Here is a 20364-nt window from a genome sequence, read left to right on the forward strand (position 1 = left end):
AGTTGGCCAGTGAGAAAGAGAAGCAGTATAGCGTTACGTGACCGCGGCTCCAACCGTTGCATAACAACAAAGACGGCTTCATGTTATACTGCGACAAAATTCTGTTCATGTGTCGCTTGAGCGACCAACCGTTTCCACCCCAGGCGAGAGACAATGTTTGATAATTTAACCGATCGTTTGTCGCGCACGTTGCGCAATATCAGTGGCCGCGGACGCCTTACTGAAGACAACGTTAAAGAGACGCTGCGCGAAGTGCGCATGGCGCTGCTGGAGGCTGACGTTGCGCTGCCGGTAGTGCGAGAGTTTATCAATCGCGTAAAAGAGAAAGCGGTTGGACATGAAGTTAACAAGAGCCTGACGCCAGGGCAGGAGTTCGTCAAGATTGTCCGTAACGAACTCGTGGCGGCGATGGGCGAAGAGAACCAAAGCCTGAATTTGGCCGCGCAGCCGCCAGCCGTGGTGCTGATGGCGGGCTTGCAGGGCGCCGGTAAAACGACCAGCGTCGGTAAGCTGGGTAAATTCCTGCGCGAAAAGCACAAGAAGAAAGTGCTGGTCGTCTCTGCCGACGTGTATCGCCCGGCGGCGATCAAACAGTTGGAGACGCTGGCAGAGCAGGTTGGCGTTGATTTCTTCCCATCGGATGTCGGCCAGAAGCCGGTCGATATCGTTAACGCGGCGCTGAAAGAAGCCAAACTCAAATTCTACGACGTGCTGCTGGTGGATACCGCCGGTCGTCTGCACGTTGATGAAGCGATGATGGACGAAATCAAGCAGGTTCATGCTTCTATCAATCCGGTAGAAACCCTGTTTGTGGTCGATGCGATGACCGGTCAGGATGCGGCGAATACCGCGAAGGCGTTCAATGAAGCGCTGCCGCTGACCGGCGTGGTGCTGACCAAAGTCGATGGTGACGCCCGTGGCGGTGCCGCGCTCTCTATTCGTCACATCACCGGCAAACCGATCAAATTCCTCGGCGTTGGCGAGAAAACCGAGGCGCTGGAGCCGTTCCACCCGGACCGTATCGCGTCACGTATTCTCGGCATGGGCGACGTGCTGTCGCTGATCGAAGATATCGAAAGTAAAGTTGACCGCGCGCAGGCTGAGAAGCTGGCGACTAAACTGAAAAAAGGCGACGGTTTTGATCTGACCGACTTCCTGGAACAGTTACGCCAGATGAAAAACATGGGCGGCATGGCGAGCCTGATGGGCAAGCTGCCGGGCATGGGGCAGATCCCGGACAACGTGAAGTCACAGATGGATGACAAAGTGCTGGTGCGCATGGAGGCGATCATCAACTCGATGACGCTGAAAGAGCGCGCGAAGCCGGAAATCATCAAAGGGTCCCGTAAACGCCGCATCGCGCAAGGCTGCGGTATGCAGGTGCAGGACGTTAACCGCCTTCTGAAACAGTTCGACGACATGCAGCGCATGATGAAGAAGATGAAGAAGGGCGGGATGGCCAAAATGATGAGAAGTATGAAGGGGATGATGCCGCCCGGTTTTCCAGGCCGCTAATCTTTAAGGCCTGGCTCATTTGCCATTTCGGCACCGGGGTGTGCTCGCCATCCTCACGTACTACGTGTACGCTCCGGTGGCTGTGCGCACGCCGGCACCGAACTGACTGCACCGCCGACGGCCTTTTGCCGCAGAGTTATTAACTGCTGATTGCAATTTCCCCAAAAATCAGTAAAATTTTCGGGCTTTTAATATGACACCGGGCTCCGTTCCTCGATGGGGCCCGGTTGTTTTATTCACACAAGAGGATGTTATGGTAACTATTCGTTTAGCTCGTCACGGCGCTAAAAAGCGTCCGTTCTACCAGGTTGTTGTTACTGACAGTCGTAACGCACGTAACGGTCGCTTCATTGAGCGCGTTGGCTTCTTTAACCCAATCGCCAGCGAAAAAGAAGAAGGCACTCGCCTAGATCTGGATCGCATCGCTCACTGGGTTGGCCAGGGCGCGACCATTTCTGATCGCGTAGCTACGCTGATCAAAGAAGTAAGCAAAGCAGCTTAATCTGTCACGGTGGTCATGATGAGCAAGCAACTCACTGCGCAAGCACCCGTGGACCCGATTGTCTTAGGGAAAATGGGATCGTCTTACGGTATTCGTGGTTGGCTCAGAGTGTTTTCTTCCACTGAAGACGCCGAAAGCATTTTTGACTATCAGCCCTGGTTTATCCAGAAGGCGGGTCAGTGGCAGCAAGTACAGCTGGAAAGCTGGAAGCACCACAATCAGGATCTGATCATCAAGCTGAAAGGCGTTGAAGATCGGGATGCTGCGAATCTGTTGACCAATTGCGAAATTGTCGTGGATTCTACGCAACTGCCAAAACTGGAAGAGGGTGACTACTACTGGAAAGACCTGATGGGCTGCCAGGTAGTGACCACTGAAGGCTACGATCTCGGTAAAGTCGTCGACATGATGGAAACCGGATCGAATGACGTCATCGTCATTAAGGCAAACCTGAAAGATGCGTTTGGTATCAAGGAGCGCCTCGTGCCGTTCCTCGATGGGCAGGTTATCAAGAAAGTCGATCTCACTACGCGGACTATCGAAGTAGATTGGGATCCTGGTTTTTAAACCACCGGATAAGCGGTAAATGACGGCGTGATGGGGATTGGCTTGTGTTTATAGGTATCGTTAGCCTGTTTCCAGAAATGTTTCGTGCAATTACCGATTACGGGGTAACTGGCCGGGCTGTTAAAAATGGCCTGCTGAACATCCAGAGCTGGAGTCCCCGTGACTTCACGCATGACCGGCACCGTACCGTGGACGATCGTCCTTACGGCGGCGGACCGGGGATGTTAATGATGGTACAACCCTTACGGGATGCCATTCATGCAGCAAAAAGCGCGGCGGGTGAAGGCGCTAAGGTGATTTATCTGTCACCTCAGGGACGCAAGCTTGATCAAGCAGGCGTCAGCGAACTGGCCACGAATCAAAAGCTGATTCTGGTCTGTGGTCGCTACGAAGGCATAGATGAGCGCGTGATCCAAACCGAAATTGACGAAGAATGGTCAATCGGCGATTACGTTCTCAGCGGTGGTGAGTTACCGGCAATGGTACTGATTGACTCCGTTTCCCGGTTTATTCCGGGGGTTCTGGGTCATGAGGCATCGGCAACGGAAGATTCCTTTGCGGATGGATTGCTGGACTGCCCGCACTATACCCGACCTGAAGTGTTAGAAGAGATGGACGTCCCGGCAGTGTTACTGTCAGGAAACCATGCTGAGATACGTCGCTGGCGCTTGAAACAGTCGCTGGGCCGCACCTGGCTTAGAAGACCTGAACTTCTGGAAAACCTGGCTCTGACTGAAGAGCAAGCAAGGTTGCTGGCGGAGTTCAAAACGGAACACGCACAACAGCAACATAAACATGATGGGATGGCGTAAGCCCCCGATTATCAGTTTACCCAGGATAAGAGATTAAATTATGAGCAACATTATTAAGCAACTTGAACAAGAGCAGATGAAGCAGGACGTACCTTCCTTCCGTCCGGGTGATACCGTGGAAGTGAAAGTATGGGTTGTTGAAGGTTCCAAAAAACGTCTGCAGGCATTCGAGGGCGTGGTTATCGCTATTCGTAACCGCGGTCTGCACTCTGCATTCACTGTTCGTAAAATTTCCAACGGCGAAGGCGTTGAGCGTGTCTTCCAGACTCACTCTCCGGTTGTTGACAGCATTGCTGTTAAACGTCGTGGTGCCGTTCGTAAAGCTAAACTGTACTACCTGCGTGAGCGTACTGGTAAGGCTGCTCGTATCAAAGAGCGTCTTAACTAAGATATCGCTCAGGCGACATCCTGTTAGAAGGGCTGGCCAGTTGGCTGGCCCTTTTTTTATCTCCGTAACATTCACAATGTTAACCTTCAGTTCATAAATCATTTACAATGTCCCGCGTTCTCTGCGGGAGGGACAGTGAATAACGGTAAATTTCGTCAGTCAGGTTTTCAGCGGCACGCGGCATGTCTCGCGTTGTTTGCGATCCTGCTGATTGTCATTGCCCCGCTAATCTCCGTTGCACTGCAAAAAGACCCGATGAGCACGATGCCGGGTATGCATCATGAGATGAGTTCGATGGCGACGCATACCGGGCATCACAGTGATTCTCCTTCCGTCCCGATGCCTGTCGATCACGGCGAAGCCTGTGGCTATTGTGTGTTACTGGCTCATGTTCCAGGGCTTATCCTGGCGATGATGATTCTGCTCTGCGGCGTTCTGCTCAGAGTGCAATGTCAACCCACTCGTCCGACGGTAAAACACTGGTATTTCTTCCCCTGGCTGTATCCTGATACGCGCGCGCCGCCGCGCAGGTCCTCACTTTCCTGTTTCTGAAAATAAGATTGACGCATAAGCGTCACGACACTCTTTTGCTTTTTCTGAGGAAAAGTATGACGACCTGCACACCGCGCGCGGCATGGATAACCCTGCTGCGACGCCTTCATTTCTATATCGGTCTGTTTGTCGGGCCATTTATCTTTGTTGCCGCACTGACCGGCACGCTATATGTGGCGACGCCGCAGCTGGAAGAGGCCATTTACGCTCAGGCACTTAACGCGACGACGCAGGGAGAGCCGCAATCGCTGGCGGCACAGGTTGCGATCGCGCAGCAGGTGACCGGTGGGCACCTGCGCCTGCACGCCGTTCGACCCGGACTGGAACTGGGTGATACAACGCGCGTCATGTTTACTGACCCTGCGCTGGCGGCCTCTGAACATCGGGCTATTTTTATCGATCCGGTGACCCTGGCCGTTAAAGGCGATATGCCGGTGTACGGCACCAGCGGTATCCTGCCGCTGCGGCAGTGGATTGATTATGCCCACCGTTCCCTACTGTTGGGGGAGGTCGGGCGTCTTTACAGTGAACTGGCGGCATCCTGGATGTGGGTGGCGGCGCTGGGCGGTATTACGCTCTGGTCAGTAACGCGACCCCGGCGCCGGTTGAACAATCCGGTACAGAACCACCGGCGCTTGCACGTTACGCTGGGGGGGCTGCTGTTTGTCGGAATGCTGCTGTTTTCAGCTACCGGTCTGACCTGGTCGCAGTGGGCTGGCGGCAATGTGGATAAAATGCGCGCGGCGTTTGGCTGGCTGACGCCACAGCTTAATGCTCAACTTCATGGATCTCAACAACCTCATGATGAGCATGTAGACCATCATGGCGGGATGGTGATGTCTGCGACGCATGTGAATATTCGTCAGTTCGATACCGTATTACAGACCGCGCAGGCGGCGGGGCTCAATGCGCTCCAGCTGGAAATTCGCCCGCCAAAGGATGCGCAGCACGGCTGGACGGTAACGGAAATCGATCGCCGCTGGCCTACGCAGGTTGATGCCGTTGCCGTTGACCCGACGACGCTGCAGGTGACCGACCACACCCGGTTTGCCGACTTCCCGCTGATGGCGAAGCTGACGCGTTGGGGCGTCGATTTTCATATGGGCATTCTGCTGGGATTGCCGAATCAATTACTGCTGATCGGTTTTGGCGTCGGCCTTTGCCTGATGATCGTGATTGGCTATCGGCTGTGGTGGATTCGCCGCCCTGCGAGCCCATCAGCCAGTCCGGCGCAGACGCTGGTTCAAAGCTGGCTCATGCTGAGCGTTTGGGGGCGTGTGGGTGTCGGATTGCTGGCGATTGTGCTCGGACTGGCAATGCCGGTGCTGGGGGGAAGTCTGCTGCTGTTTATGCTGGTCGACTGGCTGCGCTGGGTTTACGCGTCACGGGCGGTAATCGCGCAGTCAGCCGACTGAGGTTTAAGGCGTGCTGATGACCACGGCGACACGGCGGTTTTCAGCGCGACCTTTCGCCGACTGGTTGCTGGCGATCGGGTACTTCTTCCCTAATCCCTGAGTGGTCAGATTGGTGCGCGGAATCTTCGCGCCTTCTGACCACGCGTCCGCCACAACATTGGCGCGTTTGAGTGATAACGCCTCATTGTAGCTGTCCTCGCCGTAGTTATCGGTATGCCCATCCATACGCGCATGATTCAGACCCACTGAGGCCAGACGAGCGGCCATCGACTGGATCTGCTGTTGGCTTTCCGCACGCAGCGTGTAGTCATTCTTATCAAACAGGATGGTGTCGGAAAGCCCCAGGGACCAGTCTCCCGCGGATTCAGTAAATCCGTACGACTGCATGGCCGCTACCTGCTCAGGCGTGAATTTGCCCTGTGGAGCCTGACAGCCTGCCAGCAGGAGCGTGACAAGAATGAGTGGAGATAAAAGACGCTTAAGCATGTGTGCATTCCTTTTTTATTTAATCGAGCGCTCTGTGCGCTGATGTTTAGCCTGATACATATTGCGATCGGCCAGTTCTTGTAATTTCTCGGCGGAAGCGTGCTCCCAGGTCAGAGCGTAACCCATACTCAGCGTCATACTGACTAAATGCCCGTTATGCAGGTCAAAAGGACGATTAAACTCTTGTGACAGCGCGGCGCTGATTCGCTGGACTTCATAGTCTGAATGGACGCCGTAAAGTACGACGGCAAACTCATCCCCGCCGAGGCGATAAGGGATATGGCGGTTGCCGCCAAATTCAGCCAGCCGTCTGGCGACTTCAATCAGCACGCGATCGCCTGCGGCATGTCCCCAGGTGTCATTCACGAATTTGAAGTTATCGCCATCAAGAAACAGGAGCGCTGAGCTGCTACGAGCGGAATTGTCGTTCATCAGCGCGCTGATGCTGCTACGGAAAGCCGCCCGGTTTGCCAGCCCGGTCAGCGGATCGTGCAACGCCGTTCGCAGTAATTGTGCATTTTTGGCCTGCAAACGCAGCTGCCACTCTTCCATTTCATCCAGCAGGCTGTTGAAGTCCTGGGCAAAATTGTGGAACTCTTCAATCCGTTCTTCAGAGACGCGGCGGGAGAAATTACGGTTGGTACGCACATCGTGTACCACCTCGGTGATATTTTGCAGCGCCTCAACCACGCCACGATGCAGATGACGCGTCAGCAAAATGGCAATACCGGAGGCCAGCAGAATCGACCCGGTGAGTACCGCCAGAGAAAGCCAGATGAAGTGGCTGATTAAGCTATCGCGTGCGGTAAGTCGAACTTCACCGATAATCTCACCGCTATGCCAGACGGGCTGAGCGACGGGTAAGGGAAAGAGCCAGTGACTAATAAAATCCCCCAGCTTATCGTCGTTCTCCTGCGCGTTGTAGCGCCAGGAGGCAATGACATTCTGATTGTTGTCACGTACTTCAGCGGCGGAAAATTGTCCCTGTTGGCCGAGCGCGGCCAGCGTTTCTGCGGCGGCGGCATCATCGGTGAATACCAGCGCAGCTTCCAGGCTGTGAGTCATTGTCGCCGCCGTGAGCTCGAGGTTCCTTTGCGCGTACTGTTTTAACGTCAGTACCGAGGCCGCACATAGCAGCAGCCAGATCAGCGTCATGGTCACGATCACGCTGGTGATGTTGATGCGTCGCAACGCTCGCTTAAATGTGGGACGGGGGGTAGGGGAAAGATCCTTATCCATTTTTTTTATTCCGTGCGAGCATCAATACATCCGGATTGACTCTTACGCCACTGTGTGACAAGGAATCCAGATTAACGGCGAATCTGACATCATTATTGTTAATAATCAGGCAAAAGGCGCTACCAATAATGCATTCGGCATTCTGTTCTGCAATTAATAACAACGCCTTAGACGGATATTTATTTGTTAATTCAACCTGAGCAGTGGGAGATTCACTGCCGAAATAAACACCATCACAACGCGCAGTTAATGCTTCTTGTTCGGTGTTAATAATGACGGGTTGATAAGGCAGCGACGTATCACTGCTGTCTCCCAGTACGTTGGCGAACCGGGAAGACGAGAAAATACACAGTCTGGGCGGCCCTGAGAGGGCAGGCCAGCGCGTATAGCTGACAATGCCAGAGACCATGGTGCGAACGTTCTTCGCTGTATCAGGGATGTCATTCGCAAAAACTGGCGATCCTGCCAGTAAGAGCATTAACAGCATCAGGCGTCGGTGAGAAGCGAACATAACGATTTCCTCACCAGCATCTTTTATCAGTCATCAAAATACATCCATGTTTTGTTTAAAGCAAAATAACATTATTTTTGCGGAGCGTCATTATACCTTGTAGATTAACGTATGTGTCTTAAGCTAAATCTGACTAAATATTAATTCAGACGTATTGAGCCAGCATTTTCATCGGCACCTTGTTGCCATGCTTCACGCAACTGGCTGGCATTTTCTACGGTATCGCAACTGGCAGGGAAGGTTTTCCCCGTTACGCCTCTGGCATAGGCAAAATTTTGCTGACAGGTTTTACGTTGACCTTCTGCGTAACCTTTGAGGTATTGCGGACGATCCACCTCCGGGTCGTTAAAGCTATCGGCCAGCGTTTCATTATCTTTAACCGCAACGCCGGAAATGGCATCTTCGATACCGGCGTCATACCAGTTGGTGCTGGTCCATGTTGGCGCGTGGGTGTAAGGATCGATCTGGCAGCCACTGAGCAGAAAAATGACTGCGATACTGACTCTTCTCGTCATTGCTCGTTCTCCTGTTTTTTCAAAGCATAGCGGATCGTACAATAGTTATGTGTAAATTATTTTGTACAATTTAATGGGCTTTAAATCGAACAAATATCGCTGTTGTAACGTAATGTTTACGTATTTTGGATTGATATCTTTACTCGTTGTGTTATCGTTACGTCATCCTCACCGAGGAAAACTATCGCAAACGAGCTAAAACAGGATCGCCATCATGCAAAAAGACGCGCTGAACAACGTACATATTACCGACGAACAGGTTCTGATGACCCCGGAACAACTTAAAGCGGAATTCCCGCTGAGCCTGGCGCAAGAGGCGCAAATCGCCCAGTCGCGCAAAACCATTTCTGACATCATTGCCGGTCGCGATCCGCGTCTGTTAGTGGTGTGTGGTCCGTGCTCCATTCACGATCCTGAAACGGCCCTGGAATATGCTCGTCGATTTAAAGCCCTTGCCGCAGAGGTCAGCGATAGCCTCTATCTGGTGATGCGCGTCTATTTTGAAAAACCCCGTACCACCGTTGGTTGGAAAGGGTTAATTAACGATCCTCATATGGATGGCTCCTTTGACGTTGAAGCCGGTCTGAAAATTGCGCGTCAGTTGCTGCTTGAACTGGTCAACATGGGACTGCCACTGGCGACGGAAGCGCTGGATCCGAACAGCCCGCAGTACCTGGGCGATCTGTTTAGCTGGTCTGCGATTGGCGCGCGTACCACGGAATCGCAAACGCACCGTGAAATGGCATCGGGTCTGTCGATGCCGGTGGGCTTCAAAAACGGCACCGACGGCAGTCTGGCGACGGCGATCAACGCCATGCGCGCGGCGGCGCAATCGCATCGTTTTGTCGGTATTAACCAGGCGGGTCAGGTTGCGCTGTTGCAAACCCAGGGGAACCCGGACGGGCATGTGATCCTGCGCGGCGGCAAAGCACCTAATTACAGCCCGGCGGATGTCGCCCAGTGCGAAAAAGAGATGGAGCAGGCGGGACTGCGGCCGTCACTGATGGTAGATTGCAGTCATGGTAACTCCAATAAAGATTACCGTCGTCAGCCTGCCGTGGCGGAGTCGGTGGTTGCGCAAATTAAAGATGGCAACCGCTCAATCATCGGCCTGATGATTGAAAGTAATATTCACGAAGGCAACCAGTCCTCAGAGCAACCGCGCAGCGAAATGAAGTACGGCGTGTCCGTTACCGATGCCTGCATCAGTTGGGAAATGACGGACGCGTTACTGCGTGAAATTAACAAAGACTTGAACGGTCAGTTGGCGGCGCGCCAGGCTTAAGAGGTTCGTTATGGTTGCTGAGTTGACCGCATTACGCGATCAAATTGATGAAGTAGACAAGGCGTTGCTGGATTTGCTGGCGCGCCGTCTGGAACTGGTGGCTGAGGTTGGTGAAGTCAAAAGCCGCTTTGGCCTGCCGATTTACGTGCCGGAGCGCGAAGCCTCGATGCTGGCTTCGCGCCGTGCCGAAGCGGAGTCGCTCGGCGTGCCGCCGGATCTGATTGAAGATGTGTTGCGCCGGGTGATGCGTGAATCCTATTCCAGTGAGAACGATAAAGGGTTTAAGACGCTGTGTCCTTCGCTGCGCCCGGTGGTGATTGTCGGCGGTGGTGGTCAGATGGGACGGTTGTTCGAGAAAATGCTCACTCTGTCGGGCTATCAGGTGCGGATCCTCGAACAGCATGACTGGGATCGCGCGCAGGAGATCGTTGCTGATGCCGGCATGGTGATCGTCAGCGTCCCGATCCATCTGACGGAATCGGTGATCGGCAAGTTACCGCCTTTGCCAGCCGACTGTATTCTGGTCGATCTGGCGTCGGTGAAAAACGGTCCCTTACAGGCAATGCTGGCGGCGCACGCTGGCCCGGTGCTCGGCCTGCACCCGATGTTTGGTCCGGACAGCGGCAGCCTGGCAAAGCAGGTGGTGGTCTGGTGCGATGGGCGTAATCCGGAAGCTTATCAGTGGTTCCTGGAGCAGATTCAGGTCTGGGGTGCGCGGCTGCACCGCATTAGCGCCGTCGAGCACGATCAGAACATGGCGTTCATTCAGGCGCTGCGTCACTTTGCGACCTTTGCCTATGGTCTGCATCTGGCAGAAGAAAACGTACAGCTTGAACAACTGCTGGCGCTCTCTTCGCCGATCTATCGTCTTGAACTGGCGATGGTGGGGCGACTGTTTGCTCAGGACCCACAGCTTTACGCCGATATCATTATGTCGTCGGAGAGCAATCTGGCGCTGATTAAGCGCTACTACAAACGTTTTGGCGATGCGATAAGTCTGCTGGAGCAGGGGGATAAACAGGCGTTTATCGACAGCTTCCGCAAAGTGGAGCACTGGTTCGGTGACTACGCGAAGCGCTTCCAGAGCGAAAGTCGTACGCTGTTACGCCAGGCGAATGACAGTCGACAGTAATGGCAGGATTATGCCGGATGGCGACGCTAAAGCGTCTTATCCGGTCTACGCGACATAAACAGCAAGCCGGACAGGCATAGCGCCCTCCGGCCTTGTTGCACGTTAGCTCGGATCGACCGGCACCACGTTCTCACTGGGATAGCAGCCCAACACCTTCATGGAACGAGTAATCTCGCCCAACTCCTTAAGCGCCTTCTGCATCTGCGGGGATTCCAGATTGGCCTGGATGTCGAGATAAAACATCTCTTCCCACGGGTTGCCGTGTATGGGGCGGGATTCCAGTTTGGTCATGATCAGATTGTGGTTACGCATCACCAGCAGCGCTTCCACCAACGCGCCTGCCTGTTGTCCTGTCGCCATCAGCAGCGTTGTTTTGGCTGGTACCTGGTCAGAAACATTGATCGCTTTACGTGCCAGCACGATGAAACGAGTGATATTTTGCGTCTGATTCGCCTCGATACGTTCAAGAACCTGTAAACCATGCAGCACGCCGCCGGCTTCGCTTCCGAGCGCAGCGACATGCGGAGAGTTCGCCTGAGCGACTTTTTCCATTGCGGCGGATGTGCTTTCGGTGTACTCAATTTTCCAGTGCGGATAACGACTGAGGAACTTGCTGCATTGCTGGAACGGTTGTGGATGGCTGTATACCGTCTCAATGGTGTCGAGGTCCGTGGTACCGGAAACCAGCACGCAGTGGTCGATAGTCACCGTCATCTCGCCCACAATTGAGAGACTGGTGTGCTGGAGTAGATCGTAGACATCGTTAATCCCCCCCGAGCTGGTGTTTTCAATCGGGACGACGGCGTAATCGGCCTGGCCGGTTTCTACCTGATTAAAGATATCGGCAAACTTCGCACAACCGCTCTCAATAAACTGCTCAAAGTGGCGCGCCGCGTACTGACGTGCCGCGAGATGGGAGTAAGAGCCTTTTGGCCCCAGGAATGCCACGCGCGCAGAATGTGGGTTGATCTTATTCAGATGTTGCTGGAGCAGCGCCTGCTGGGTGAGAACGGAGTCTTCGATGATGAGTTGAAAAAGGCGGGTGATGTAGTGCGCATCCAGATGATGGGCTTTGCCAAGCGTAATCAATCTGTCCAGTAGATCGCGCTCGCGGTCGATATCCCGCACCGGGCGATGGGATTCAAGCTTGGCTTTGCCGACTTCAACCGCCAGCCCACGTCGCTCGGCCAGTAACGCCAGCAATTTTGCATCCAGTGCGCTGATTTTATCGCGCAGCGCCAGTAATGGGTTTTCCGATGTCATAGTGTTGCCTTTATTGTTATCAATAAAAAAGGCCCCCCGGTGTGGGAGGCCTTATTGTTCGTCTTCGCATTCTTTTTCACACGACGAAAGCCTCCCATTCAGGGGAAGGTAAAAAAGAATGCGAAGAAGAACGGGGTGTGTTTCATATCAGTTTCCTTAAGTGATGTCAGTAAAGTACCTGTACTGTTTTCACCCTGTCAACAAAAAACGCGCCCGAAGGCGCGTTGGCGATACACTCAATGTAAGGGACTACTCTTCTTCTGCTTCGACGAAGTTGGCGTCTTTTACTGAAGTTGTTGCACGACGGGCTTCGCCTTTGTGCTGCACTTTATTGAGCTGCCGTTCCAGCTTGTTGATCAAATCGTTAATAGCGGTATACATATCTTCGTGTTTTGCGCTGGCGACCAGATGTCCGTTCGGTGTATTGATGGTGGCATCAGCGATGAAACCCTGTGGCTCCTTGGACAGAATGATATGTGGATTAATGAGATGGGTTTGCCATTTTTCAAGTTTGGCGAGACGGTCTGCGACATGTTGGCGAATTGCCGGAGTAATTTCCATTTGTTTACTGGTAATGTTCATTGTCATAAATTTTACCTCTTGTCTTTCCCGTCTTGGTGATTCCAGCATACCGTTCCTAATGTCAAAATGTGTGATTTGAATCACATTATTTTGTCACTTTTTGTCAAGGGTACCTTTTTGTGAGTTATCGCAGGAAGAGGTGATTTTTAACTTGAGGAAAGCCAGAAAGCAGGCCATATTTGATGGGTTGCGTCACGCAAAAGTCATCAGCGCTACGACGCGAAACGGATAAAAAAACGGCAGCCTCGGAGCTGCCGTTTTTGCATCTGAAAATCGATCAGGTGTTGCTGCTGTTGGAGGCGATAATCTTCGCCACTTTGTCAGCCTGCGCTGTCATCTGCATTTCGCGATAGGCATTTTCCATTAGCGGCAGGGCATCACGCGTTGCCTGCGTATCCGGGAAATCGCGCAGCATACCTTCTACACGGTTAACCACGGCAACCCATGCACCGCGCTGGGTGTAGTAATCCGCAACGGAGTACTCATATTTCGCCAGACGATCTTTCAGGAACACCAGACGTTTGGTGGCATCGGTGGTGTACTGGCTGTTCGGATAACCGCGAACCAGTTTCGAAAAGTCATTGAACGCAGCTCGCGCATGTTGAGGGTCACGGTCGCTACGATCGACACCAAAGAACCCTTGTAATGCGCTGTCATCTAACGCCATATTGGTCAGGCCACGCATATACATGACATAATCAATGTTAGGATGAGTCGGGTTCAGGCGGATAAAGCGATCGATGGCAGCCTGAGCAAGCGGCAGATCGGCGTTTTTGTAGTAGGCGTAGATGAGATCTAACTGCACCTGCTGAGAATAAGGACCAAATGGATAGCGGTTATCCAACGCTTCCAATTGCGTTATTGCCTGTTTCCAGTTACCGTCCTGCAGCTTTTGCTGAGCAGTCGCGTAGATTTCATTAGGCGGATTATCGGGCACCTCTTCCTTTGAACCAGAGCAACCCGCCAAAAACAGGCTCAACGTGGCTGCTGCCACCAGATATTTCATGCGCGTCATGACGTTTTGACTTTCCTCAAAATGTTTTACGGGAGATTCTCTGTTCCTGCTCCCGGTTAAGACCAGCTACAATAGCACACTATATTAAACGGCAAAGCCGTAAAACCCAACGTTAAACGAAGAAGCTGTATATGGCACAACGAGTACAACTCACCGCAACGGTATCCGAAAATCAACTCGGTCAACGCTTAGATCAAGCTTTGGCCGAAATGTTCCCTGATTATTCGCGATCGCGCATAAAAGATTGGATTCTTGATCGGCGCGTGCTGGTCAACGGTAAACTTTGCGACAAACCTAAAGAAAAAGTGTTAGGCGGAGAACGAGTCGCCATCGATGCTGAAATCGATGAAGAAATCCGCTTCGAGCCTCAGGATATCCCACTGGATATCGTTTATGAAGATGATGACATCATTGTTATCAACAAGCCACGCGATCTGGTTGTTCACCCTGGCGCGGGCAACCCGGACGGCACGGTTCTGAATGCGTTATTGCATTATTATCCGCCGATTGCTGATGTTCCACGCGCAGGTATTGTCCATCGCCTGGATAAAGACACCACCGGGCTGATGGTGGTTGCGAAAACTGTCCCGGCACAAACGCGGCTGGTGGAAGCGCTACAACTGCGTGAGATCACCCGTGAATACGAAGCGGTAGCGATCGGTCATATGACGGCTGGCGGCACGGTGGAAGAACCTATCAGCCGTCACCCGACGAAGCGTACTCATATGGCGGTGCATCCGATGGGTAAACCGGCGGTCACGCACTATCGCATCATGGAACACTTCCGTGTGCACACGCGTCTGCGCTTGCGTCTGGAGACCGGACGTACGCACCAGATCCGCGTGCATATGGCGCATATTACCCACCCGCTGGTGGGCGATCAGGTATACGGTGGCCGTCCGCGTCCGCCGAAAGGCGCGTCGGAGGCATTTATCTCGACATTGCGTAAATTCGATCGTCAGGCGCTGCATGCCACCATGCTGCGTCTGTATCACCCGATTTCCGGTATCGAAATGGAATGGCATGCGCCGATCCCGCAGGATATGGTTGAACTGATTGACGCGATGCGTGCGGATTTCGAAGAGCATAAGGATGACGTGGCCTGGCTATGAGTGAGCTTATTGTCCCGCAGTGGCCCCTGCCGAACGGTGTGGCGGCCTGCAGTTCGACCCGTACCGGCGGTGTGAGCTTGCCGCCGTATGATGCTTTAAATCTGGGCGCCCACTGCGGCGATAACCCGGAGCATGTCGAAGAGAACCGTAGACGTCTGTTTGCTGCGGGCAATCTGCCTTCAAAACCGGTCTGGCTGGAACAGGTGCATGGAAAAGATGTCCTGAAGCTGACCGGCGAGCCTTACGCCTCTAAACGGGCGGATGCGTCATACAGTAATACGCCGGGTACCGTATGTGCGGTAATGACGGCGGACTGTCTGCCCGTACTCTTTTGTAATCGGGCAGGAACGGAGGTGGCGGCAGCCCATGCGGGCTGGCGTGGATTATGTGAAGGCGTACTGGAAGAGACGGTGGCCTGCTTTGCGGATAAGCCTGAAAATATTCTTGCCTGGTTAGGCCCGGCGATTGGTCCTGCGGCGTTTGAAGTCGGACCAGAGGTGCGCGAGGCGTTTGTCGCCAAAGAGGCTAATGCGCATGAAGCCTTTGCGCCTCACGGCGAAAAATATCTGGCGAATATTTATCAGCTTGCCCGTCAGCGCCTGGCAAATGTCGGCGTTGAGCAAATTTATGGCGGCGACCGCTGTACTTTTAGTGAAAATGAGACTTTCTTCTCTTATCGTCGCGACAAGACCACGGGGCGTATGGCAAGTTTTATTTGGCTGATATAACCTAAAGAATCAAGACGATCCGGTACGTGTAATTTTCTTTTCACATAATTCAGGTCAATAACCTTGAATAATTGAGGGATGACCTCATTTAATCTCCAGTAGCAAATTTGACCTGTTATGGGAGGAGTTATGCGTCTGGATCGTCTTACTAACAAATTCCAGCTTGCTCTTGCCGATGCCCAGTCGCTCGCACTGGGGCACGACAACCAATTCATCGAACCTCTTCATTTAATGAGCGCCTTGCTGAATCAGGAAGGGGGATCGGTACGTCCTTTATTAACCTCTGCCGGTATTAATGCCGGACAGTTACGCACCGCCATCGATCAGGCGTTGAGTCGTTTACCGCAAGTGGAAGGCACCGGCGGCGACGTCCAGCCCTCTCAGGATCTGGTTCGTGTACTGAATCTTTGCGACAAGCTGGCGCAAAAGCGAGGGGACAATTTTATTTCGTCAGAACTGTTCGTTCTGGCGGCGCTTGAGTCGCGTGGCACACTGCCCGATTTACTGAAATCGGCTGGCGCAACGACCGCTAATATTACTCAGGCAATTGAACAAATGCGTGGAGGTGAAAGCGTGAACGACCAGGGGGCTGAAGACCAACGTCAGGCCTTGAAAAAATACACTGTCGATCTGACCGAGCGTGCCGAGCAGGGCAAACTTGACCCGGTTATCGGCCGTGATGAAGAGATCCGCCGGACCATTCAGGTTCTGCAACGTCGTACAAAAAACAACCCGGTATTAATCGGTGAACCTGGCGTCGGTAAAACGGCGATTGTTGAAGGACTGGCACAGCGAATCATTAATGGTGAAGTCCCTGAAGGGTTAAAAGGTCGTCGCGTACTGGCGCTGGATATGGGCGCGCTGGTGGCGGGGGCAAAATATCGCGGTGAATTTGAAGAGCGCTTAAAAGGTGTACTCAACGATCTCGCCAAACAGGAAGGGAATGTCATCCTGTTTATCGACGAATTGCACACCATGGTGGGCGCAGGTAAAGCGGATGGCGCAATGGATGCCGGGAACATGCTGAAACCGGCGCTGGCGCGTGGGGAACTGCACTGCGTAGGGGCGACAACGCTCGACGAGTATCGGCAGTACATCGAAAAAGATGCGGCGCTGGAACGTCGTTTTCAGAAAGTGTTCGTGGCTGAGCCGTCAGTGGAAGATACCATTGCGATACTGCGTGGTCTGAAAGAACGTTATGAACTGCATCACCATGTGCAGATTACTGACCCGGCGATCGTCGCGGCAGCCACGCTGTCTCATCGTTACATTGCCGATCGCCAGTTGCCGGATAAAGCCATCGACCTGATCGATGAAGCGGCATCCAGCATCCGTATGCAGATTGACTCTAAGCCGGAAGAGCTGGACAGACTCGACCGCCGTATTATCCAGCTCAAACTGGAGCAGCAGGCGTTGATGAAAGAGTCTGATGAGGCGAGTAAAAAACGTCTCGACATGCTCAACGAAGAGCTGGACGACAAAGAGCGTCAGTACTCTGAATTAGAAGAAGAGTGGAAAGCGGAAAAAGCGTCGCTCTCCGGAACACAAACGATCAAAGCCGAACTGGAACAGGCGAAGATTGCCATTGAACAGGCGCGTCGTGTTGGCGATCTGGCGCGGATGTCAGAACTGCAGTACGGCAAAATTCCTGAGCTGGAAAAACAGCTGGAAGCTGCGACGCAGTCGGAAGGTAAAACCATGCGTCTGTTGCGTAATAAAGTGACGGATGCGGAAATTGCCGAAGTGTTGGCGCGCTGGACCGGTATTCCGGTCGCGAGAATGCTGGAAGGCGAGCGTGAAAAACTGTTGCGTATGGAACAAGAGTTGCATAGTCGCGTGATCGGGCAGAATGAAGCGGTGGAAGCGGTATCGAATGCGATTCGTCGTAGCCGTGCGGGTCTTGCCGATCCAAACCGTCCGATTGGTTCGTTCCTGTTCCTCGGCCCAACCGGGGTCGGTAAAACCGAACTGTGTAAGGCGCTGGCAAACTTTATGTTTGACAGTGATGACGCGATGGTGCGAATCGACATGTCCGAGTTTATGGAGAAACACTCCGTATCACGTCTGGTGGGGGCGCCTCCGGGATATGTCGGTTATGAAGAGGGGGGCTACCTGACAGAAGCGGTTCGTCGTCGTCCTTATTCCGTTATTCTGCTTGATGAAGTTGAGAAAGCGCATCCTGATGTGTTCAACATTCTTCTGCAGGTACTGGATGATGGTCGTCTGACCGATGGGCAGGGGAGAACGGTCGACTTCCGTAATACGGTGGTCATTATGACCTCTAACCTGGGTTCCGACCTGATTCAGGAACGCTTCGGCGATCTCGACTACAGCCATATGAAAGACCTGGTGTTAGGTGTGGTGAGTCACAACTTCCGCCCGGAATTCATCAACCGTATAGATGAGGTTGTGGTATTCCATCCGTTGGGTGAACAACACATCGCGTCTATTGCGCAGATCCAACTGCAGCGTCTGTACAAACGTCTGGAAGAGCGTGGCTATGAAATCCACATCTCCGATGAAGCGCTGAAACTGCTGAGCGCAAATGGTTATGATCCGGTGTATGGGGCGCGTCCGTTGAAACGTGCAATCCAGCAGCAGATCGAAAACCCGCTGGCGCAGCAAATTCTGTCTGGTGAGTTAATTCCAGGCAAAACGATTCGTCTTGAAGTAAACGACGATCGGATTGTCGCAGTACAGTAATGCTTGATGAAATAATAAATGGGCTCTTCGGAGCCCATTTTTGTTTAAAAACCAGGCTAAAATGACGGTTTATAGGGTAATTTGCCTGGAAAGTGAGCGGTTGATGGGTTTTTTGTATTTTTGACTTGTCAGCCCGAAATAACTCCCTATAATGCGCCTCCACTGACACGGAACAACGGCACGCAAGCCGCCGGGTCAGCGGGGTTCAGAGATGAACGCCGACAGAGAAAAGCGAAATAAATGCTTGACTCTGAAGCGGGAAAGCGTATTATGCACACCCCGCGCCGCTGAGAAAAAGCGAAGCGGCACTGCTCTTTAACAATTTATCAGACAATCTGTGTGGGCACTCAGAGTGACATGGATTCTTAACGTCGCAAGACGAAAAATGAATACCAAGTCTCAAAGAGTGAACACGTAATTCATTACGACGTTTAATTCTAAGAGCATCAAACTTAAATTGAAGAGTTTGATCATGGCTCAGATTGAACGCTGGCGGCAGGCCTAACACATGCAAGTCGAACGGTAACAGGAAGCAGCTTGCTGCTTCGCTGACGAGTGGCGGACGGGTGAGTAATGTCTGGGAAACTGCCCGATGGAGGGGGATAACTACTGGAAACGGTAGCTAATACCGCATAACGTCGCAAGACCAAAGAGGGGGACCTTCGGGCCTCTTGCCATCGGATGTGCCCAGATGGGATTAGCTTGTTGGTGAGGTAACGGCTCACCAAGGCGACGATCCCTAGCTGGTCTGAGAGGATGACCAGCCACACTGGAACTGAGACACGGTCCAGACTCCTACGGGAGGCAGCAGTGGGGAATATTGCACAATGGGCGCAAGCCTGATGCAGCCATGCCGCGTGTATGAAGAAGGCCTTCGGGTTGTAAAGTACTTTCAGCGGGGAGGAAGGTGTTGTGGTTAATAACCGCAACAATTGACGTTACCCGCAGAAGAAGCACCGGCTAACTCCGTGCCAGCAGCCGCGGTAATACGGAGGGTGCAAGCGTTAATCGGAATTACTGGGCGTAAAGCGCACGCAGGCGGTCTGTCAAGTCGGATGTGAAATCCCCGGGCTCAACCTGGGAACTGCATTCGAAACTGGCAGGCTTGAGTCTCGTAGAGGGGGGTAGAATTCCAGGTGTAGCGGTGAAATGCGTAGAGATCTGGAGGAATACCGGTGGCGAAGGCGGCCCCCTGGACGAAGACTGACGCTCAGGTGCGAAAGCGTGGGGAGCAAACAGGATTAGATACCCTGGTAGTCCACGCCGTAAACGATGTCTATTTGGAGGTTGTGCCCTTGAGGCGTGGCTTCCGGAGCTAACGCGTTAAATAGACCGCCTGGGGAGTACGGCCGCAAGGTTAAAACTCAAATGAATTGACGGGGGCCCGCACAAGCGGTGGAGCATGTGGTTTAATTCGATGCAACGCGAAGAACCTTACCTGGTCTTGACATCCACAGAACTTTCCAGAGATGGATTGGTGCCTTCGGGAACTGTGAGACAGGTGCTGCATGGCTGTCGTCAGCTCGTGTTGTGAAATGTTGGGTTAAGTCCCGCAACGAGCGCAACCCTTATCCTTTGTTGCCAGCGGTCCGGCCGGGAACTCAAAGGAGACTGCCAGTGATAAACTGGAGGAAGGTGGGGATGACGTCAAGTCATCATGGCCCTTACGACCAGGGCTACACACGTGCTACAATGGCATATACAAAGAGAAGCGACCTCGCGAGAGCAAGCGGACCTCATAAAGTATGTCGTAGTCCGGATTGGAGTCTGCAACTCGACTCCATGAAGTCGGAATCGCTAGTAATCGTGGATCAGAATGCCACGGTGAATACGTTCCCGGGCCTTGTACACACCGCCCGTCACACCATGGGAGTGGGTTGCAAAAGAAGTAGGTAGCTTAACCTTCGGGAGGGCGCTTACCACTTTGTGATTCATGACTGGGGTGAAGTCGTAACAAGGTAACCGTAGGGGAACCTGCGGTTGGATCACCTCCTTACCTTAAAGAACCTGCCTTTGTAGTGCCCACACAGATTGTCTGATGA

General features: G+C 53.0%; 20 protein-coding genes, 1 rRNA gene and 1 other annotated feature. Of the genes, 13 read left to right on the plus strand and 8 right to left on the minus strand.

The genetic code is table 11. The features are described 5' to 3' along the window. The first annotated feature begins 153 nt into the window (after positions 1-153). The 7 genes from ffh (at position 154) to WM46_RS00210 (ending at position 5751) form a co-directional block, all read left to right on the plus strand. Positions 154-1515, plus strand: coding sequence for a signal recognition particle protein (gene ffh / locus WM46_RS00180; RefSeq protein WP_042325920.1), 1362 nt, complete (start codon positions 154-156; stop codon positions 1513-1515). 253 nt (positions 1516-1768) lie between these two features. Next, positions 1769-2017, plus strand: coding sequence for a 30S ribosomal protein S16 (gene rpsP, locus WM46_RS00185; protein ID WP_042325918.1), 249 nt, complete (start codon positions 1769-1771; stop codon positions 2015-2017). An 18-nt stretch (positions 2018-2035) separates the two neighbouring features. Next, on the plus strand, positions 2036-2584 hold the full coding sequence (rimM, locus tag WM46_RS00190; protein WP_042325915.1) for a ribosome maturation factor RimM: 549 nt from the start codon (positions 2036-2038) through the stop codon (positions 2582-2584). Between the two features lie 44 nt (positions 2585-2628). Further along, complete coding sequence (trmD, locus tag WM46_RS00195; RefSeq protein ID WP_042999689.1) at positions 2629-3396, plus strand: tRNA (guanosine(37)-N1)-methyltransferase TrmD; 768 nt, start codon at positions 2629-2631, stop codon at positions 3394-3396. 40 nt (positions 3397-3436) lie between these two features. Further along, complete coding sequence (gene rplS / locus WM46_RS00200) at positions 3437-3784, plus strand: 50S ribosomal protein L19 (RefSeq protein ID WP_012134695.1); 348 nt, start codon at positions 3437-3439, stop codon at positions 3782-3784. A gap of 135 nt (positions 3785-3919) precedes the next feature. After that, positions 3920-4336 (plus strand): DUF2946 domain-containing protein, encoded by a 417-nt coding sequence (locus WM46_RS00205; RefSeq protein ID WP_061075017.1) that lies wholly within the window; start codon positions 3920-3922, stop codon positions 4334-4336. A gap of 56 nt (positions 4337-4392) precedes the next feature. After that, positions 4393-5751, plus strand: coding sequence for a PepSY-associated TM helix domain-containing protein (locus WM46_RS00210; protein ID WP_102601130.1), 1359 nt, complete (start codon positions 4393-4395; stop codon positions 5749-5751). A 3-nt stretch (positions 5752-5754) separates the two neighbouring features. Here WM46_RS00210 and WM46_RS00215 read toward each other — a convergent pair whose 3' ends face one another. The 4 genes from WM46_RS00215 to WM46_RS00230 all read right to left on the minus strand — a co-directional run bounded on the left by WM46_RS00215 (position 5755) and on the right by WM46_RS00230 (position 8502). Further along, positions 5755-6237, minus strand: a complete 483-nt coding sequence (locus tag WM46_RS00215) for an OmpA family protein (RefSeq protein ID WP_061075015.1) — start codon at positions 6235-6237, stop codon at positions 5755-5757. Between the two features lie 15 nt (positions 6238-6252). After that, a complete protein-coding gene (dgcN, locus tag WM46_RS00220) occupies positions 6253-7476 on the minus strand; it encodes a diguanylate cyclase DgcN (RefSeq protein ID WP_102601131.1) in 1224 nt (407 codons plus the stop codon). Beyond that, positions 7469-7987: a YfiR family protein gene (locus tag WM46_RS00225; protein WP_061075013.1), complete on the minus strand. Its 519-nt coding sequence runs from the start codon at positions 7985-7987 to the stop codon at positions 7469-7471. Before WM46_RS00225 ends, dgcN begins: the two co-directional genes overlap by 8 nt. A 140-nt stretch (positions 7988-8127) precedes the next feature. Further along, positions 8128-8502 (minus strand): DUF2799 domain-containing protein, encoded by a 375-nt coding sequence (locus WM46_RS00230; RefSeq protein WP_102601132.1) that lies wholly within the window; start codon positions 8500-8502, stop codon positions 8128-8130. Between the two features lie 214 nt (positions 8503-8716). Here WM46_RS00230 and aroF point away from each other — a divergent pair, with 214 nt between their 5' ends. Both aroF and tyrA read left to right on the plus strand, forming a co-directional pair. Continuing rightward, on the plus strand, positions 8717-9787 hold the full coding sequence (aroF, locus tag WM46_RS00235) for a 3-deoxy-7-phosphoheptulonate synthase AroF (protein ID WP_042325901.1): 1071 nt from the start codon (positions 8717-8719) through the stop codon (positions 9785-9787). Positions 9788-9797: 10 nt separating this feature from the next. Then, entirely contained in the window at positions 9798-10919 is a 1122-nt protein-coding gene (gene tyrA / locus WM46_RS00240; protein WP_102601133.1) for a bifunctional chorismate mutase/prephenate dehydrogenase, read from the plus strand. Positions 10920-11021: 102 nt separating this feature from the next. Here the strand turns inward: tyrA and pheA are convergent, their stop codons facing one another. The 4 genes from pheA to bamD all read right to left on the minus strand — a co-directional run bounded on the left by pheA (position 11022) and on the right by bamD (position 13779). Then, complete coding sequence (gene pheA / locus WM46_RS00245; RefSeq protein ID WP_102601134.1) at positions 11022-12182, minus strand: bifunctional chorismate mutase/prephenate dehydratase; 1161 nt, start codon at positions 12180-12182, stop codon at positions 11022-11024. A 22-nt stretch (positions 12183-12204) separates the two neighbouring features. After that, positions 12205-12329 (minus strand) — a sequence feature (Phe leader region). Continuing rightward, a complete protein-coding gene (gene pheL, locus WM46_RS00250; RefSeq protein ID WP_001386991.1) occupies positions 12281-12328 on the minus strand; it encodes a pheA operon leader peptide PheL in 48 nt (15 codons plus the stop codon). (Overlaps the previous feature by 48 nt.) 102 nt (positions 12330-12431) lie before the next feature. Beyond that, on the minus strand, positions 12432-12770 hold the full coding sequence (gene raiA / locus WM46_RS00255; RefSeq protein ID WP_003031244.1) for a ribosome-associated translation inhibitor RaiA: 339 nt from the start codon (positions 12768-12770) through the stop codon (positions 12432-12434). A 271-nt stretch (positions 12771-13041) separates the two neighbouring features. Then, the gene (bamD, locus tag WM46_RS00260) at positions 13042-13779 is read right to left on the minus strand and encodes an outer membrane protein assembly factor BamD (protein ID WP_046485364.1); all 738 of its coding nucleotides are present in this window, start codon (positions 13777-13779) and stop codon (positions 13042-13044) included. A gap of 131 nt (positions 13780-13910) precedes the next feature. Here bamD and rluD point away from each other — a divergent pair, with 131 nt between their 5' ends. The 4 genes from rluD to WM46_RS00285 all read left to right on the plus strand — a co-directional run bounded on the left by rluD (position 13911) and on the right by WM46_RS00285 (position 20318). Continuing rightward, positions 13911-14891, plus strand: coding sequence for a 23S rRNA pseudouridine(1911/1915/1917) synthase RluD (gene rluD, locus WM46_RS00270; RefSeq protein WP_042999700.1), 981 nt, complete (start codon positions 13911-13913; stop codon positions 14889-14891). Beyond that, positions 14888-15619 (plus strand): purine nucleoside phosphorylase YfiH, encoded by a 732-nt coding sequence (gene yfiH, locus WM46_RS00275; protein ID WP_102601135.1) that lies wholly within the window; start codon positions 14888-14890, stop codon positions 15617-15619. The genes rluD and yfiH overlap by 4 nt, the downstream gene beginning before the upstream one ends. Before the next feature lie 129 nt (positions 15620-15748). Beyond that, complete coding sequence (gene clpB, locus WM46_RS00280; RefSeq protein ID WP_061075008.1) at positions 15749-18322, plus strand: ATP-dependent chaperone ClpB; 2574 nt, start codon at positions 15749-15751, stop codon at positions 18320-18322. 454 nt (positions 18323-18776) lie between these two features. Next, positions 18777-20318: ribosomal RNA gene (locus WM46_RS00285) — 16S ribosomal RNA — on the plus strand. The last annotated feature ends 46 nt before the right edge of the window (positions 20319-20364 follow it).

It is taken from the genome of Citrobacter freundii complex sp. CFNIH2, from assembly GCF_002880615.1.
Lineage (GTDB): Bacteria > Pseudomonadota > Gammaproteobacteria > Enterobacterales > Enterobacteriaceae > Citrobacter_A > Citrobacter_A amalonaticus_F.